The organism is Nocardioides sp. T5, from assembly GCF_048161455.1.
Taxonomy (GTDB): Bacteria; Actinomycetota; Actinomycetes; order Propionibacteriales; family Nocardioidaceae; genus Nocardioides.
This window is the reverse complement of sequence record NZ_CP182415.1, coordinates 1623250-1637863: the sequence shown is the minus strand read 5'-3', so window position 1 is coordinate 1637863 and position 14614 is coordinate 1623250. Positions and strand designations below refer to the sequence as shown.

The 14614-nt window shown below is 72.7% G+C and carries 13 protein-coding genes and 2 tRNA genes; 6 read left to right on the top strand and 9 right to left on the bottom strand.

Features of this window, described 5'->3' with window-relative positions; translation table 11 throughout:
• Positions 1 to 2: 2 nt before the first annotated feature.
• Both ACNKF0_RS08025 and ACNKF0_RS08020 read left to right on the top strand, forming a co-directional pair.
• Positions 3 to 1028, top strand: coding sequence for a dihydroorotate dehydrogenase-like protein (locus ACNKF0_RS08025; protein ID WP_416957298.1), 1026 nt, complete (start codon positions 3 to 5; stop codon positions 1026 to 1028).
• 84 nt (positions 1029 to 1112) lie between these two features.
• Positions 1113 to 2654, top strand: coding sequence for a serine/threonine-protein kinase (locus tag ACNKF0_RS08020; RefSeq protein ID WP_416957296.1), 1542 nt, complete (start codon positions 1113 to 1115; stop codon positions 2652 to 2654).
• Positions 2655 to 2684: 30 nt separating this feature from the next.
• Here the strand turns inward: ACNKF0_RS08020 and ACNKF0_RS08015 are convergent, their stop codons facing one another.
• From ACNKF0_RS08015 to ACNKF0_RS08000, 4 genes are all read right to left on the bottom strand, one after another.
• Complete coding sequence (locus ACNKF0_RS08015; RefSeq protein WP_416957294.1) at positions 2685 to 5057, bottom strand: arylsulfatase; 2373 nt, start codon at positions 5055 to 5057, stop codon at positions 2685 to 2687.
• Positions 5058 to 5144: 87 nt separating this feature from the next.
• Positions 5145 to 5221 (bottom strand) — tRNA-Ile (locus ACNKF0_RS08010).
• Between the two features lie 12 nt (positions 5222 to 5233).
• Positions 5234 to 5878: a hypothetical protein gene (locus ACNKF0_RS08005; RefSeq protein WP_416957292.1), complete on the bottom strand. Its 645-nt coding sequence runs from the start codon at positions 5876 to 5878 to the stop codon at positions 5234 to 5236.
• A gap of 54 nt (positions 5879 to 5932) precedes the next feature.
• On the bottom strand, positions 5933 to 6202 hold the full coding sequence (locus ACNKF0_RS08000) for a hypothetical protein (protein WP_416957290.1): 270 nt from the start codon (positions 6200 to 6202) through the stop codon (positions 5933 to 5935).
• Between the two features lie 173 nt (positions 6203 to 6375).
• Here ACNKF0_RS08000 and ACNKF0_RS07995 point away from each other — a divergent pair, with 173 nt between their 5' ends.
• The 3 genes from ACNKF0_RS07995 to ACNKF0_RS07985 are packed head-to-tail and all read left to right on the top strand — an operon-like array spanning position 6376 to position 9836.
• The gene (locus tag ACNKF0_RS07995; protein ID WP_416957288.1) at positions 6376 to 7776 is read left to right on the top strand and encodes a DUF1800 domain-containing protein; all 1401 of its coding nucleotides are present in this window, start codon (positions 6376 to 6378) and stop codon (positions 7774 to 7776) included.
• Position 7777: 1 nt separating this feature from the next.
• On the top strand, positions 7778 to 9055 hold the full coding sequence (locus ACNKF0_RS07990) for a DUF1501 domain-containing protein (protein WP_416957286.1): 1278 nt from the start codon (positions 7778 to 7780) through the stop codon (positions 9053 to 9055).
• A 28-nt stretch (positions 9056 to 9083) separates the two neighbouring features.
• The gene (locus tag ACNKF0_RS07985; protein WP_416957284.1) at positions 9084 to 9836 is read left to right on the top strand and encodes a PIG-L deacetylase family protein; all 753 of its coding nucleotides are present in this window, start codon (positions 9084 to 9086) and stop codon (positions 9834 to 9836) included.
• 2 nt (positions 9837 to 9838) lie between these two features.
• Here ACNKF0_RS07985 and ACNKF0_RS07980 read toward each other — a convergent pair whose 3' ends face one another.
• Complete coding sequence (locus tag ACNKF0_RS07980; RefSeq protein WP_416957282.1) at positions 9839 to 10666, bottom strand: hypothetical protein; 828 nt, start codon at positions 10664 to 10666, stop codon at positions 9839 to 9841.
• A gap of 94 nt (positions 10667 to 10760) precedes the next feature.
• The gene (locus ACNKF0_RS07975; RefSeq protein ID WP_416958453.1) at positions 10761 to 11462 is read right to left on the bottom strand and encodes a GAF and ANTAR domain-containing protein; all 702 of its coding nucleotides are present in this window, start codon (positions 11460 to 11462) and stop codon (positions 10761 to 10763) included.
• A 314-nt stretch (positions 11463 to 11776) separates the two neighbouring features.
• Here ACNKF0_RS07975 and ACNKF0_RS07970 point away from each other — a divergent pair, with 314 nt between their 5' ends.
• On the top strand, positions 11777 to 11932 hold the full coding sequence (locus ACNKF0_RS07970; RefSeq protein ID WP_416957280.1) for a hypothetical protein: 156 nt from the start codon (positions 11777 to 11779) through the stop codon (positions 11930 to 11932).
• A gap of 24 nt (positions 11933 to 11956) precedes the next feature.
• On the opposite strand, the gene ACNKF0_RS07965 is transcribed toward ACNKF0_RS07970, so the two are convergent.
• The 3 genes from ACNKF0_RS07965 to dnaG all read right to left on the bottom strand — a co-directional run bounded on the left by ACNKF0_RS07965 (position 11957) and on the right by dnaG (position 14495).
• Positions 11957 to 12032 (bottom strand) — tRNA-Asn (locus ACNKF0_RS07965).
• A 52-nt stretch (positions 12033 to 12084) separates the two neighbouring features.
• The gene (locus tag ACNKF0_RS07960) at positions 12085 to 12591 is read right to left on the bottom strand and encodes a hypothetical protein (protein WP_416957278.1); all 507 of its coding nucleotides are present in this window, start codon (positions 12589 to 12591) and stop codon (positions 12085 to 12087) included.
• Positions 12588 to 14495, bottom strand: coding sequence for a DNA primase (gene dnaG, locus ACNKF0_RS07955; RefSeq protein WP_416957276.1), 1908 nt, complete (start codon positions 14493 to 14495; stop codon positions 12588 to 12590). Before dnaG ends, ACNKF0_RS07960 begins: the two co-directional genes overlap by 4 nt.
• Positions 14496 to 14614: the final 119 nt, after the last annotated feature.

Genomic DNA, 14614 nt, shown 5'->3' with positions numbered 1-14614 from the left:
ACATGGACCTGTCGACCCGCTACCTCGGTCTGGCCCTGCACAACCCGCTCGTGGCGAGCGCGTCCCCGCTGACCTCGACCGTCCCGGGCGTCCGTCGCCTCGTCGACGCCGGGGTCGCGGCGGTGGTGCTGCCGTCGCTCTTCGAGGAGCAGGTGCACCGTGAGCAGCTGCGGGACCTGCAGCTCGTGGAGGCGCACGAGCACGCCTTCAGCGAGGCCGCGACCTACTTCCCCTCGCCGTCCCCGTCGCCCACGCAGCCCGGCGGCGCGAAGCGCTACGTCCGCCTCGTCGAGCGGGCGGTGGCGGCGGTCGACGTGCCCGTGATCGCCAGCCTCAACGGAAGCACCCCGGGCGGCTGGCCACTGTTCGCGCACGCGATGCAGGAGGCGGGTGCGGCGGCGGTCGAGCTCAACATCACCTTCGTGCCCGGCGACCCCCGCACGACCGGACGCCAGGTGGAGGACCGCCACGTCGAGATCCTCGAGCGGGTGCTGGAGAACGTGTCGATCCCCGTCGCGGTCAAGCTCGGCCCGCAGTTCAGCTCACCCGGCGAGCTGGCGCTGCGCCTGGACCGGACCGGGGCCCGCGGGCTCGTCCTCTTCAACCGCTTCGTCCAGCCCGACATCGACCCGGAGGCCATGGTCGTGAGCCCGGGGTTCCCCCTCTCCACACCGACGGAGGCACCCCTGGCGAGGACCTGGATCGCCGTCCTGCACGGCCACGTGGGGTGCTCCCTGGCCGCGTCGACGGGGGTCGAGACCGCTGCGGACGTGGCGGCGTACCTCCTCGCCGGTGCGGACGTCGTGATGAGCACGTCGTCGCTGCTGCGCCACGGGCCCGAGCACGCGTCCGTCCTGCTCGACGGCCTCACCGACTGGCTGACGCGCAAGGGCTTCGCCGGGGTGGACGAGGCCCGTGGCCGGCTCGCGGTGCCGCGCGACGTGGACGCGTCGACGTACGAGCGGGCGGGCTACGTGGCGGCGCTCGAGCACGCCCGCGAGACGTACGGCGGCGTCCCGCGCACCTGACGGGCTGCCCGACTGGCCCCAACGGGTGTGAGGCCCTCCTCGTGCGGTGACTAGCCTTGACGGTCAGCCACGGAAGGAGGCCACGTGATCGCAGGCAGGTACCGCCTGGAGAAGGAGATCGGCCGCGGTGGGGCCGGAGTGGTCCACCTCGCGCACGACGAGCTGCTGGGTCGCCGGGTGGCGGTCAAGCGCATCGGGCTGCTGCCCGGGACCACTGCGGACGACGTGTCGCGCGCCGAGCGCGAGGCTCGGCTGGCGGCGGGGATCAACCACCCGCACGTCGTGTCGATCTTCGACCTCGTCAAGGACGAGGACTGCTACTGGCTCGTCATGGAGCACGTCGAGGGACGCACGCTCGCCGAGCTGGTCGCCGACGAGGGGACGCTCCCCGACCGGCGCGCGGCGGCCATCCTGGCCCAGGCGGCGGACGGCCTCGTCCAGGCCGGGAAGGCCGGGGTCGTCCACCGCGACGTCAAGCCCAGCAACATCTTCGTGGGAAGCGACGACCGGGCCAAGCTCGGCGACTTCGGCATCGCGCGGGCCAGCAGCGACACCGTCCTGACGCAGACCGGCCTGATCACCGGCTCCCCCGCCTACCTCGCGCCCGAGGTGGCCTCGGGCGCGCCTGCGACCGCCGCGAGCGACGTCTGGTCGCTCGGCGGCACGCTCTACCACGCGCTGGTCGGACGGCCGCCGTACGACGTCGGGGAGAACCTGATGGGCGGGCTGTACAAGATCGTCCACGACGACCCGCCCCAGCTGCCCGCCGACCACCCCGCCGCCGGGCTGCTCGCCGTGATGCTGGACAAGGACCCCGCCCGGCGCTGGCCGGTCGCGCGGGTGCGCGACGACCTGCGCAGGATCGCCCGGGGCGAGCCGTCGCAGGCACCCGCGCCGCACGGACGCGACGGGCAGACCACGGCCGTGATGGCCACGCAGCCGATGGCGCCCGCGGAGCCCACCCCGACCCCCACACCGACACCGACCCCGACGGCGACGCCGGCTCCGGCTCCGGCTCCGGCTCCGGCCCCGGCCCCGGTTGCCGCCGCCCGCCCCGCGGCCACGGGACCGTCGGAGAGGTCTGGCGGGCGCTCCCTCGGCTGGGTCGCGGCCCTGATCGCGCTCGTCCTGGTCGCAGGAATCGCCACGTGGGCCCTCTGGCTGCGCGACGAGGAGCCCGACGCCGGTGGCACCACCGAGCCCAGCGCCTCGACCGAGCCGAGCCCGTCGCAGGACCCCACCTCCGATAGCCCGCCCGAGAGCCCTTCGGAGAGCCCGTCGGAGAGCCCGTCCGAGCCCACGCCGTCCGACGAGGCCGGCGCGACGCCGGCCGCCATGCGCGCGTTCGTCCGGGACTACTTCTCCCGCGTCACCACCGACCCCGAGGCGACCTTCGAGCTCCTCACCCCGGAGTTCCAGTCCGCGAGCGGCGGGTTCGAGGGCTACTCGGGCTTCTGGGGCACGATCGAGTCGGCGACCCCGCGCGCCATCCAGGCCGACCCGAGCTCGCTCACCACGACGTACACGATCGACTTCGTCACCGCGTCCGGCCAGACGCGGACCGAGCAGGGCCGGCTGCAGCTCGAGCAGCAGGGTGACGGCTTCCTGATCGCCGGCGAAGGGTAGCGCGGGGCCGGAACCCTCGGCGGCGCGGTGTCACTGCCGCGCCATGGCGATCCGGAGCCGCTCCTCGGGGTCGATGTAGTGGTCGTGGTCGTCGTCACCGGTGTCGAGCTGCACCCAGTGGATCCGCCCGGTGAAGTGGCTGCTGCGGGCGTCGTAGTCGGCCGACACCGTCGTCCCCGACTCGTAGCCGATATCCGTCGTCTCGTCGGCGGAGAAGATCATCGGCTGGGTGGCCTCGACCCGTCCCGCACCCACCCGGTCGCCGTCGCAGAACAGGGTGACGTCCCCGCCCTTGCCGAGCCCGCCGCCGTCGTAGGCGAACTCCACGCGGACCTGGTGCGTACCGGCCGGGATCCGCTGCTCGGAGGTCGTGACGAACTGGTGGATGCCGAGCACGTTGTAGGCGAACCTGAGCAGGCCGTCCGTGGCGTAGAGCGCCCATCCCCCGAATCCCCCGCCCTGGGCGATGATCACGCCCGCGGCACCGCCGGCCGGTACGTCGACCTCTGCGGTGACCGAGAAGGACTTGTTCTTGATGCTGACCACGCTGTTCTCGGAGAGGCGCCCCATGCCGGCGAAGAACAGCTGGGAGCCGCCGCGCACCAGGGTCGGTCGCCCGGCCAGGTCCGGGTTGAGCCGCTCCCCGGTGCGGTCGTCGAGCGGGACGACGTCGTACTTGACCGCCTCGATCAGCCACAGGCGTTGCAGCTGCCGCAACCGGTCGGGGTGCTCGGCCGCCAGGTCGTGCGCCTGGCTGTAGTCGACGCTCCCGTCGTAGAGCTCCCAGACGTCGTCGTCGAACGGCGGGACGTCGGGCTGCACGAGCAGCCAGGGCGTCCGGTGCTTGGTCACGGCGCTCCACCCCTTGTGGTAGATCCCGCGGTTGCCGAACATCTCGAAGTACTGCAGGTCGTGGCGCTCGGGCTCCTCGGCCGAGTCGAAGGTGTAGGCCATGCTGGTGCCTTCGATCGGGGCCTGCTGGACCCCGTTGACCATCATCGGCTCGGGGATGCCGGCGACCTCGAGCACCGTCGGTGCGATGTCGATGACGTGCGTGAACTGGGAGCGCAGCCCGCCGCGCTCTCGGATCCCGCTCGGCCAGTGCACGATCGTGCCGTTGCGGGTGCCTCCCCAGTGCGACGCCACCTGCTTGGTCCACTGGAAGGGCGTGTTCATCGCCCACGCCCAGCCCACCGAGTAGTGGTTGTAGGACGTGGGCGACCCGAGCTCATCCATCTTCGACCGCATGAACTCCGGCGTCTCCAGGGCAGCCATGCCGTTGAAGTTGGCCATCTCGTTGAAGGCGCCGTTCATCGTGCCCTCGGCCGACGCGCCGTTGTCCCCGATGACGTAGTAGACGAGGGTGTCGTCCAGGATGCCGAGGTCCTCGAGGGTGTCGACGAGCCGGCCGACCTGGTGGTCGGTGTGCTCGAGGAAGCCGGCGTAGACCTCCATCTGGCGGGCGAGGACCGGCTTCAGGTCGTCAGGCATGTCGTCCCAGGCGGTGATCTCGTCGTGACGGGTGGTGAGCTCGGCGTCCGCGGGCACGACGCCCAGCTCCTTCTGGCGGGCGAGGGTCCGCTCCCGCTGGGCGTCCCAGCCGTCGTCGAACCTGCCGGCGTACTTCTCCACCCACTCCCGGGGCACGTGGTGCGGGGCGTGCGTCGCCCCCGGCGCGAAGTAGAGGAAGAAGGGACGGTCGGGCATCAGCGCCTTCTGCTGGCGCATCCACGCGACCGCGTGGTCGGTGAGGTCCTCGGTCAGGTGGTAGCCCTCCTCCGGTGTCCTGGGGGGCTCGACGGGCGTGGTGCCGTCGTAGAGGGCGGGCTCCCACTGGTTGTTCTCGCCACCGATGAACCCGTAGAACTTCTCGAAGCCGCCGCCGGCCGAGGGCCAGGCGTCGAACGGGCCCATCGGGGAGGTCTGCCAGACGGGCACCTCGTGGCACTTGCCGAACTGCGCGGTCGAGTAGCCGTTCAGCTTGAGGGTCAGCGGCAACGGCGCCTTCGTGTTCGGGCGCAGCGAGCTGTTGCCCGGCGCGGAGGTCGCGGTCTCGGTGATGCTGCCCATGCCCACCGAGTGGTGGTTGCGACCGGTGAGGAGGGCCGACCTGGTCGGCGCGCACAACGCGGTGGTGTGGAAGCGGTTGTAGCGCAAGCCTCCCGAGGCCAGCCGCTCGGCGGTCGGGGTGTCGCACGGGCCACCGAACGCGCTCGCGGCACCGAAGCCGACGTCGTCGAGCAGCACGACGAGGACGTTCGGTGCGCCCTCCGGAGGCAGCAGCGGCTCGATCGGGGGGTACGACGTGTCCGGGTCCTTGGCGTCGTACGTCGTCAGTCCCGGCCGCCTCCGGTCCGGGATCGGCAGCATCGTGCGGGCGCGGGCGTCTGCGGGCTTCGTCATCTGGTCTCCCTCGAGTGACTGTGCGACCCCGAGCGTCGACCGCTGCGGCGCGACGCCGCATCACCTCGCGAGGATGAAGAAAAAGCCTGGTAGGGCGGGTGGGGCTCGAACCCACGACCCAAGGATTATGAGTCCTCTGCTCTGACCGACTGAGCTACCGCCCCTCGGGGCGCACCCTAGGCGATGCGTGCCTCGACCTCGTACATGTGCTCCACCACACGGAAGCCGAGGGCCGTGTTGGTGCGGTGCATGGCGGTGTTGGTCGGGGCGGTCCAGGTGTGGACCGACCGGACGCCGTCGGGCAGGTCGGCGTAGTTGGCGGACTTGAGGGCGGCCCCGAGCCGACGGCCCCGGTGCTCCGGCATCACGAGCGTGTCGTCCTGCCAGCCGTAGTCGGTGCCGTGCGGGACGAACAGCAGCGAGTAGCCGCCGAAGGCACCGTCCGACCGGCGGCGGGCGGCGGCCACCCGGACGTCGTACGCCCGCATCAGCCGCTCCTCCGACGAGGCCAGCCGCTCGTCGTCGAGCACCTCGGGCTCGAGGTCGAGGGCACCGGTGGGCACGTCGGCGTTCATCCGGTTGCGCATCGCGAGGTAGGCCGCGCGGTGCTCGTCGGGGCAACGACCGCGCCAGGTGACGACGTCGTACGCCTCGTCGACGCCCGACGCCGGCACCGGGAGGTCGGCGACGAGGTGGTCCTCGCGGTGCTTGTCGACCGTGCCCATCGCGGCGGCGAACGCGCGACCCGGCCCCGGGTCGGCGACGTCGACGGTCACCTCTTCCCCGACCCGGGTGCGGTCGCCGGCCCGGGCGCGCTCCACGACGGCCTGCCAGAGGGCGCGTCCGATGCCGTGGCGTCGGTGCGTGGGCAGGACCTAGACCTCCGTCCGGGCGACGTCGGTGTTCTCGCTCAGCGGCAGCTCGAGCTCGGCGACGCCGACGACCTCGCCGTCCACCACTGCCTGCAGCCACGTGCGCGCGTAGAACGTGCTGGGAGACGTCGCGGTGACCTCGAAGGCGGCCGCCGTGGTGACGAGCGCGTGCGGCCGGTCCGCCCGCACCGCCCGTTCCATCACCTCGTGCCACGTGGCCCGGGCCGCCGGGTCGGTCGGGTCGAGCTCCTCGATGCGCACGTCGGTGTCCACGGGCGCCATCCGACCGCGCGGGCACGCACCGCGGCAACCGGGATTCGGCGTTCGGCTTCGTGTCCGGCACCGGGCGTGGGACAGTGTGGCGTCTCGGAAGCGGCTCGGGTGCTGGGAGGACCTCGGTGGCCAAGGATCGGTCTGCTCTGCTGTCCCCGTCGCAACGTCATCTCGTGACGCGCTTCGGCTACGGCATCGATGCCACGCTCGCGCGCGACGTACGCCGTGCCGGCGGGGCCTCTGCGTGGTTCGAGCAGCAGCTCACGCGGCCGGGCTCGTTCGCGGACGGCTCGGCCGACGCCGTACGCCGGTGGTGGCCCGACCTCGACCGTCGGCCGGCCGACCTGTGGCAGCGACAGGTGCAGCAGGTCCGCGGCGGCTGGCAGGTGATGGAGGACTACGGTCGCTGGCTGCTCGTGCGACGCGTCCGCACGCGGCGCCCCGTGCTGGAGAAGATGACCGAGTTCTGGGAGGCGATGCTGCACGTGCCGGTGAGCGGCGACGCCCACTTCACCTGGCGGGTGGACTACGGCGACACCGTCCGGCGCCACGCGCTCGGTCGCTTCGACGAGCTGCTCGCCGCGACCACCACCCACCCGGCGATGCTGATCTTCCTGTCGGCGGCGACGTCGACCAAGCGCGCGCCCAACGAGAACCTCGGGCGCGAGCTGCTCGAGCTGCACACGCTCGGGGCGGGCAACTACGACGAGGACGACGTCAAGGCGTCGGCGCGGATCCTCACCGGCCACCACGTCGACCTCTGGGAGTCGTGGAAGGCGTCCTACGTCAAGGAGGACCACGCCACCGGCAAGGTGCGGGTCAAGGGGTTCACCCACAAGAACCGCAAGGCCGACGGCCGCGACGTCACCCGGGACTACCTCCGCTACCTCGCGCACCACCCGTTGACCGCCCAGCACGTCTGCGAGCGGCTGGCGACCAAGTTCGTGCGCGACGACCCGCCGCGGTCGCTGGTGAAGCGGCTGGCGAAGGTCTACCTGCGGAACGACACCGCGATCGTGCCGGTGCTGCGCGCCCTGGTGGCCAGCAAGGAGTTCCGGTCCTCCGCGGGCGAGAAGCTGCGCGACCCGGGTGAGGACGTCGTCGCCACCTACCGCGCCCTGGGCGTCGAGGTCGGCCGCCCGAGCCGCAACGACTCCGCGTCCAACGCGATCCTCTGGCAGGCGTCGCGGTTGGGGCTCACGCCGCACGCCTGGCCGCGACCCGACGGCACGCCCGTCACCGACGACGTCTGGGCCTCCCCCGCGCGCGCCCTCGGCTCGATGGACCTGCACTACTCGATGGCCGGCGGGTGGTGGCCCGCCGAGGGCATCCGCTACCGCACGCCGCGTGCCTGGGTGCCGGCGAAGAAGCCGGTCCGCTTCGAGGACCTCGTCGACGCGGTGAGCCGCGACCTGCTGCACCGGCCCGCCAGCAAGAGGCTGGTGCAGACGGCGATCCTGGCCACCGGCTGCAAGGCCAGGGAGAAGATCGACCGCGACCACGCCCTCTACCAGTGGGGCTTCCCGCGGCTGCTCGCCGCCGTCCTCGACTCCCCCGACCACCTGGCGTGCTGACATGGCTTCTCCCCACACCCGTCCGTGCGGCTGCCCCGACTACGACGAGGCACGACTGGCGCTCACCCGGCGCGCACTCCTCGGCACCGCCCTCGCCGGCGGGGCCGTCGCGCTCGGCCCGTCGCTGAGCGGCGCGGGCCCGTCGGCGTACGCCGTCACCGGGCGCAGCGCCGCCGGTCTGGCCGCCCCGGGCGGGTCCGTGCTCGTCCTGCTCTCGCTGCGAGGGGCCGCCGACGGGATGTCCCTCGTCGTCCCGCACGGCGACCCCGTCTACTACGCCGCCCGGCCGCGCCTGGCCATCCCGCACACGGCCCTGCTGGCGCCCGACGCGATGTTCGGGCTGCACCCCGCGCTCGCGCCGCTGCTGCCGATGTGGCAGGCCGGCACGCTGGCGGCCGTGCACGCCACCGGCATGGCCACGCCCAACCGCTCGCACTTCGCGGCGATGGAGGCCATCGAGGACGCCGCCCCGGGCTCGCGCGAGCGCACCGGCTGGCTCAACCGGCTGCTCGGCGAGCTGCCCGGCACCTCACCGCTGCAGGGAACGGCGATGGGCAACCAGGCTCCGACCTCGCTCTTCGGCGCCCAGCCGGCCTTCGTCGTCAACCGGGTCGACCAGGCAAAGGTCGCCGGGGCCGACGAGGAGGGTCGCCGACTGGCGTCACTCGCCCACGCGTGGCGAGGCAACGACCCGATGAGCCGCGCGGTGCGTGACGCGATCGCGGGCGCGCAGACCTTCGGCGCCGCCCGCGACACCCCGGCCGGCGCGCCCGCCACTGCCTACCCCGACAGCGGGCTCGGCAGGGCGCTGTCGGACGTCTCCCGCATCGTGCGGTCCGGCGTCGGCACAGAGGTGATCACCGTCGACCAGGGCGACTGGGACATGCACACCGACGCCGGCACGCTCGAGTGGGGCGACATGAGGCGCAACGCCGGCGACCTCGCGGCCTCGGTCGCGGCGTTCTTCGCCGACCTCGGTCCGGCGGCCGAGCGGGTCACCCTCGTGACGCTGAGCGAGTTCGGCCGGAGGGTGCGGGAGAACGACGACTACGGCACCGACCACGGCTTCGGCAACGTCATGCTGGTCGCCGGCGCCGGGGTACGGGGCGGCCGCTACCTCGGCTCGTGGCCCGGCCTGTCCGACACGCCCGACGCCGACCTGCTGGTCACCACCGACTACCGCAGCGTGCTCGCCGAGGTCGTCACCCGTCGGTTCGGGGTGTCGGTCGCGCAGGTCTTCCCGGGCTTCGCCCCTCAGGCCGTGGGCGTGATGGCCTGATCGACCTCCCGGGTGCCATGCTCGGGTCATGAGCGACGAGCGAGCCACGCCTCCCTCCTTCGACCCGCTGCCCGAGGACTGGCAGACCGCCCTGTTCGTTGTGGCGCACCCCGACGACATCGAGTACGGCTCCGCCGCGGCGGTCGCGCGCTGGACGGGGCAGGGCAAGAAGGTCGTCTACTGCATGGTGACCAGCGGTGAGGCCGGGATCGACGGCCTCCACCCCGGCGAGTGCGCGCCGCTGCGCGAGGCCGAGGAGATCGCGTCCGCGGCCACCGTCGGCGTCGACGACGTGCTCTTCCTGCGACTGCCGGACGGGATCCTGGAGTACGGCGTCGAGCTGCGGCGGGTGCTGGCGGAGGTCGTGCGCGAGCAGCGCCCGGACGTCGCGCTGACCATCAACTTCCGCGAGACCTTCGGCGGCACGAACCTCAACCAGGCCGACCACATCGCCGTCGGCAAGGCGCTGCTCGACGCGGTCCGCGACGCGGGCAACCGGTGGGTGTTCCCCGAGCAGCTCACCGACGGCCTCGAGCCGTGGGGCGGCGTGAAGGCGGTGTGGGCGGGCGGGTCACCGCAGGCGACCCACGCGGTGGACGTGACCGACACCTTCGCGGCGGGAGTGGCGTCGCTGAAGGAGCACCGGGCCTACATCGAGGGCCTGGGCTGGGAGGGCTGGGACCCCGAGGAGTTCCTCGACGGGATCCTCCGAGGCGGTGGCCAGGGGCTCGGCGTCACCCACGCGGCGACGTTCGAGGTGTTCCCCCTGGGCTGGGGCTGAGGTCAGCGGACCCCGAAGCGCCGTCGCCGCCCTCGGCGCTCCTCACGGTCACCGGCACCGGCGAACCGGGCACCCACCAGCGGCGGCGCGCTCGACGGGACCGCCTCGGCGACCTCGGGCACGGGCTCGGCGACGCGAGCGACCTCGGCAGCGTCGGGACCGTCCTGCGTGGGCACCGTCGACAGGTCGCGGTCGGCGAGGATCGCACGGACCTCGTCGATGGTCGTGAGCAGCACGTCGTCGTCCGTGTCGCCCGTGCAGGCGACCAGGGCGTGGCGGCCGAGCGAGGCGCCGACGAGGACGCCCTGCTCGAAGCGCAGCCGGACGAAGCCGGCGACGTGCTGGTCCTCCAGCGAGCGCAGGATCGCGAGCATGCGGGTGCCGACCTCCGCGAGGTGGCCCGTCGCGGCCTGCTCCCCCGCCACGGCGACGACCCTCGATCCCGCCGTGAGGACCGAGCTCCAGCGGACCCCCTCGACCGCGACGACCCGGTCGACGCAGTGGACGACGGTCGCGGTGGTGTCGGCCCCGCCGACGACCATGAAGGTCGGGACCGTCCGGGGCTCGGCGGGCACCAGCACCGCCCGGTAGGTGCCCTCCCCTGCGGGGGTCCAGGTCACCCCGACCGTGAGCCTTCGCGTGCCGACCGCCTCCATCGCCCGCAGGTCGCCGACGTCGACGATCTCCCCTGCGCGGCGCGCGAGCCGGCCCGTGTAGGGCAGGGCTGCGGCGAGCGCGCTCGCGGCCCCGTCCTCACCGACCACGGTCCCGTCCGGGCGTACGACGAACTCCGCACGCTCGTGGCCGCCGTCCATCGCCTCTGCGCTCATGGCGTCACCCTGACGCAGACCACCGCCGACCGGTGGCGACGTAACGCACAGTTCACACCGGCCGCCGAAGCGTTACGCCACGGCAACCCGGGGGCTAGGACGACTGAGCGGCCGAGGTCGGCAGCGTGCCCGTCTCGACCACGTGCTCGGCCACGGCGAAGAGCTTGATGTTCTGCTGGGACGACAGTCGTTTGAGCACGGCGAAGGCCTGGTCGGAGGTCAGGGCGAAGCGCTCACGCAGGATCCCCGTCGCCTCGCCGATCAGCTGGCGGCTCGTCATGGCCGTGTGCATCTGGTCGTGCTGCACGGTCGCGCTCAGGGCGACCGAGGCGTGCGCCGCTGCCACGAGGCCGTCGAGCTGGTCGTCGTGGTCGAACGCGTGGGGCTCGTAGGCGTAGAGGTTGAGCATGCCGATGCTGTCCTCGTCGACGAACAACCGGAAGCCCAGGTAGGCACGCACCCCGGTCCGGGCGGCCACCTCGGTGGCCCACCGCGGCCACGGTGCGCCCGTGGTCAGGTCGCCGATGGAGATCACGTCGGCGGTGGTCGGTCCGTCCATGGCCGGGCCCTCGGCGAGGTCGTGCTGCAGGTCGTCCATGACCTGGACCGAGGCGTGGCTGTGGGCGCACGTGTCGTTGCGTCCCGGACGCAGCACGCACACCCCGGCGATGTCACAGGGACCGATCAGGTCGACGGCCATCGCCGCGATGCGCTCGAGGGTGTCGGCGGCGTGCCGGGTGCCCGACATCGCGCGCGCAGCCTCAGCCAGGCGACTGCCGAACTGCTGTCGGTCCATGGTCACGACTTCCCCTCCCGGTGGGACGACCCCGGACGCATCGTATAGACAGGACCCCCGCCGTCCCGCCTGCCGTCCCCGAAGGGCGGCCCGGGTGGCCGCTTCTTGACCACCCGGGCCTGGATCCCCTGCGAAGTCGCGACGCCGCAGGGACCTGACCCGCAGTACCCGGATGTGCCGCAACAATCCGCACTCTGGACCAGTGGACTGCATCACCCGAGACGGAGGAGGCGGAGCGCCCTCCCGCGGGCTAGCGTCGGCGGGCGTCGAGGTGCACAGATCCAGCGACAAGAGGGCGCAGCCGCATGGTTGTCATGATCACGAGCACGGGCGTCTACCTCATCGTGGCGGTGGTGCTGATCGTCATCGTCGGAGGCGGCATCCTGGTGGGCTACCGCAAGTACAGCCGGCAGGACCGGCTGGAGGACCAGCACAGGGCTGCGGGGGACGCAGAACCGCCCCCGACCTGACGTGCAGGTCGGGGGCGGTCTGGTTGGCTCCCCCGGTTGGACTCGAACCAACAACCCTCCGGTTAACAGCCGAATGCTCTGCCAGTTGAGCTACAGGGGATCGCTTGTGCAGCGAGGCGAAACCTTAGCAAGCCTCCACACCGCGGGTGAAATCAGGGCAGGCCGACATCGCGCTGCGCCAGCTCGAGGGCCTCACGGGCCGCGGCGCTGACCTCGGGGTCGTCGGGGTCGACGCCCTCGTCGTACTCGTAGACCCAGTGGACGCCGCCCGCACCCGACGGTGCACGGCGCGCGATCACCCGGAGCCCGCGCCGCCGGCCCAGGCTCACGTGGCGCTGCAGGACGACGCTGGCGGTCACCCGCTCGTGCACGAGCTCGAGCAGCCGGCCGGGCTCGTCGAGGGTCACGGTGTGCACGGGGCGCTGCTCGCCCCACGCTCCCACCTCGGAGAGCTGGAAGGTGTCGGTGTCGCGGTCCCAGCCGGCGGCCTCCACCTGCTCCCACGCGACCCGCCGGGTCTCGCCGTCGCGGACGACGTAGAAGGCGTCGCGGGTGCCGGCGAGCACGGTGCCGTCGGCTGCGGTCGCACTCGCGAGCACCCGCTCCCCGCGACGTACGTCGACCTGCGGCGCCGTCGCCCGGCCGAAGAGGCGGCTCATGCCTGTCCGCCCGGCTGGCCGACGGCGCCCTCGCGCAGCTTGCGGCGGTGCTGCTCGAGCACCACCAGCTCGCCGAACATGCGGTTGTAGTCGAGCGCCTGCTCGACGGGGTTGGTGCGCTGCAGGCGGGCCTTGACGTCGGCGATGCGGCGGGACGTGGTGAGCTCCTGGAGGCGGTAGACGTAGGCCACGGCGAACGTCGGGTTCGGGTCGGTCGTGCCGCGGACCGGCTCGACGGCGAGCTCGGTGACCGCCGCGGCGACCGCGGGATCGGTGGCCGAGCCGCGCACCTTGGCGGCCCAGCCCTGGTCGTCGACCCCGGCGACCGGCCCGCCGGCCGCCGTCACCGCCTCCCAGACCCCCTGGAAGGTCGGGTGGGTGAAGTCGGCGGCCGTCACGTGGGTCGTCGTGCGACCCACACCGCCCGGGTGCTGGATGACCAGCTTGAGCAGCTCGCGCTCGATGAGGAAGCGGGGGTCGGACAGGCTCGGCAGGGCCGGGCGAGCCGGCTCGGGCGCCTGCGCCGCGTCCGCTCCGCGGGCGGGCCGGCGCTCGTCCCTGGGTCCCGGCGCGGGCCGGTCGGCGGCGCGGCGCACCTCCGCGCGCACCTGGTCGAGGTCGACCCCCACCATGTGCGCGAGCTCGCGGGAGAACGTCTCGACCTTCGTCCGGTCGCGGATGCTCGCCACCAGCCCGGCAGCGTCGCGCAGCGCGTCGACGCGGCCGTCGGCCCGGTCGAGGTCGTAGCGGGTCAGCACGTTGTCGAGGGCGAAGCGGTAGAGGGGCTGCCGGCTCGCGACCAGCTCGCGCACGGCCTCGTCACCCTCCTTGAGACGCAGGTCGCACGGGTCCATCCCCTCGGGGGCGACGGCGACGTAGGTCTGCGAGGCGAACACCTGGTCGCTGTCGAGCACCTTCATCGCCGCCTTCTGCCCGGCCGAGTCGCCGTCGAAGGTGAAGATCACCTCGCCGCTGGTCGTGCCGTGGTCGCCGAGGAAGCGGCGCAGCACCCGCGCGTGGTCGGTGCCGAAGGCCGTGCCGCACGAGGCCACCGCCGTCTTCACGCCGGCGAGGTGGCAGGCCATCACGTCGGTGTAGCCCTCCACGACGACCGCCTGCTGGCTGTCCTTCATCGCGGTGCGCGCCAGGTCGATGCCGTAGAGCACGTGGCTCTTCTTGTAGATCGCGGTCTCGGAGGTGTTGAGGTACTTCGCCTCGATGCGGTCGTCGTCGAAGATCCGGCGGGCACCGAAGCCGATCGTGTCGCCGTTGGCCTCACGGATCGGCCACACCAGCCGACCGCGGAAGCGGTCGTAGTGGGAGCGACCGAGGGCGACGAGGCCCGCGGCGACCGACTCCTCGTCGCTGATCCGCCGCCCGCGCAGGTGGCGCAGCAGCGCCTCGCCGTCACGGGGGGCGAAGCCCACGCCGAAGGTCGCCGCCGCGGCCTGGTCGAAGCCGCGCTCGTGGAGGAACTGCCGCGCGACGACGGCGTCGCGGCCGCTGAGCTGCTCGGCGTAGAACTCCTGGGCGACCTTGTGCGCCTCGATCAGCCGGCTTCGGGCCGGACCCCGCGGTCGTACGGGCTCGTCGTCACCGTCCTCGCGACGCAGCTGCACGCCGAACTTCTCCCCGAGCCGCTCGACGGCCTCGGTGAAGGTGAGGCCGTCGACCTTCATCAGGAAGGAGATGACGTCACCGCCCTCGCCGCAGCCGAAACAGTGGAAGAACTGGCGGGCGGGGTTGACGTTGAACGACGGCGTCTTCTCGTCGTGGAACGGGCAGAGCCCCTTCAGCGACCCGCCGCCCGCACGCTTGAGCGTGACGTAGCCCGACACCACGTCGTCGATCCGCGCCTTCTCGCGCACCTCGGCGATGTCGTCGTCGCGAATCCGGCCTGCCACGCCGGGGAGTCTACGGGCGCCCTCCCACGACCACCGCGGAGTCTCCACAACGGCCTCGACCACCCCCCGTGCTGGGGTCCAGCCACCCCTTGGGGCGTACGTCGCTGGTGCCCCGCCCG

Excerpts from the sequence above, each read along its gene's own strand:
- ACNKF0_RS08025 (WP_416957298.1), top strand. The coding sequence starts at position 3 with ATGGACCTGTCGACCCGCTACCTCGGTCTGGCCCTGCACAACCCGCTC.
- ACNKF0_RS08015 (WP_416957294.1), bottom strand. The coding sequence starts at position 5,057 with ATGACGAAGCCCGCAGACGCCCGCGCCCGCACGATGCTGCCGATCCCG.
- ACNKF0_RS07990 (WP_416957286.1), top strand. The coding sequence starts at position 7,778 with ATGGCTTCTCCCCACACCCGTCCGTGCGGCTGCCCCGACTACGACGAG.
- ACNKF0_RS07985 (WP_416957284.1), top strand. The coding sequence starts at position 9,084 with ATGAGCGACGAGCGAGCCACGCCTCCCTCCTTCGACCCGCTGCCCGAG.
- ACNKF0_RS07980 (WP_416957282.1), bottom strand. The coding sequence starts at position 10,666 with ATGAGCGCAGAGGCGATGGACGGCGGCCACGAGCGTGCGGAGTTCGTC.
- ACNKF0_RS07975 (WP_416958453.1), bottom strand. The coding sequence starts at position 11,462 with ATGGACCGACAGCAGTTCGGCAGTCGCCTGGCTGAGGCTGCGCGCGCG.
- ACNKF0_RS07970 (WP_416957280.1), top strand. The coding sequence starts at position 11,777 with ATGATCACGAGCACGGGCGTCTACCTCATCGTGGCGGTGGTGCTGATC.
- ACNKF0_RS07960 (WP_416957278.1), bottom strand. The coding sequence starts at position 12,591 with ATGAGCCGCCTCTTCGGCCGGGCGACGGCGCCGCAGGTCGACGTACGT.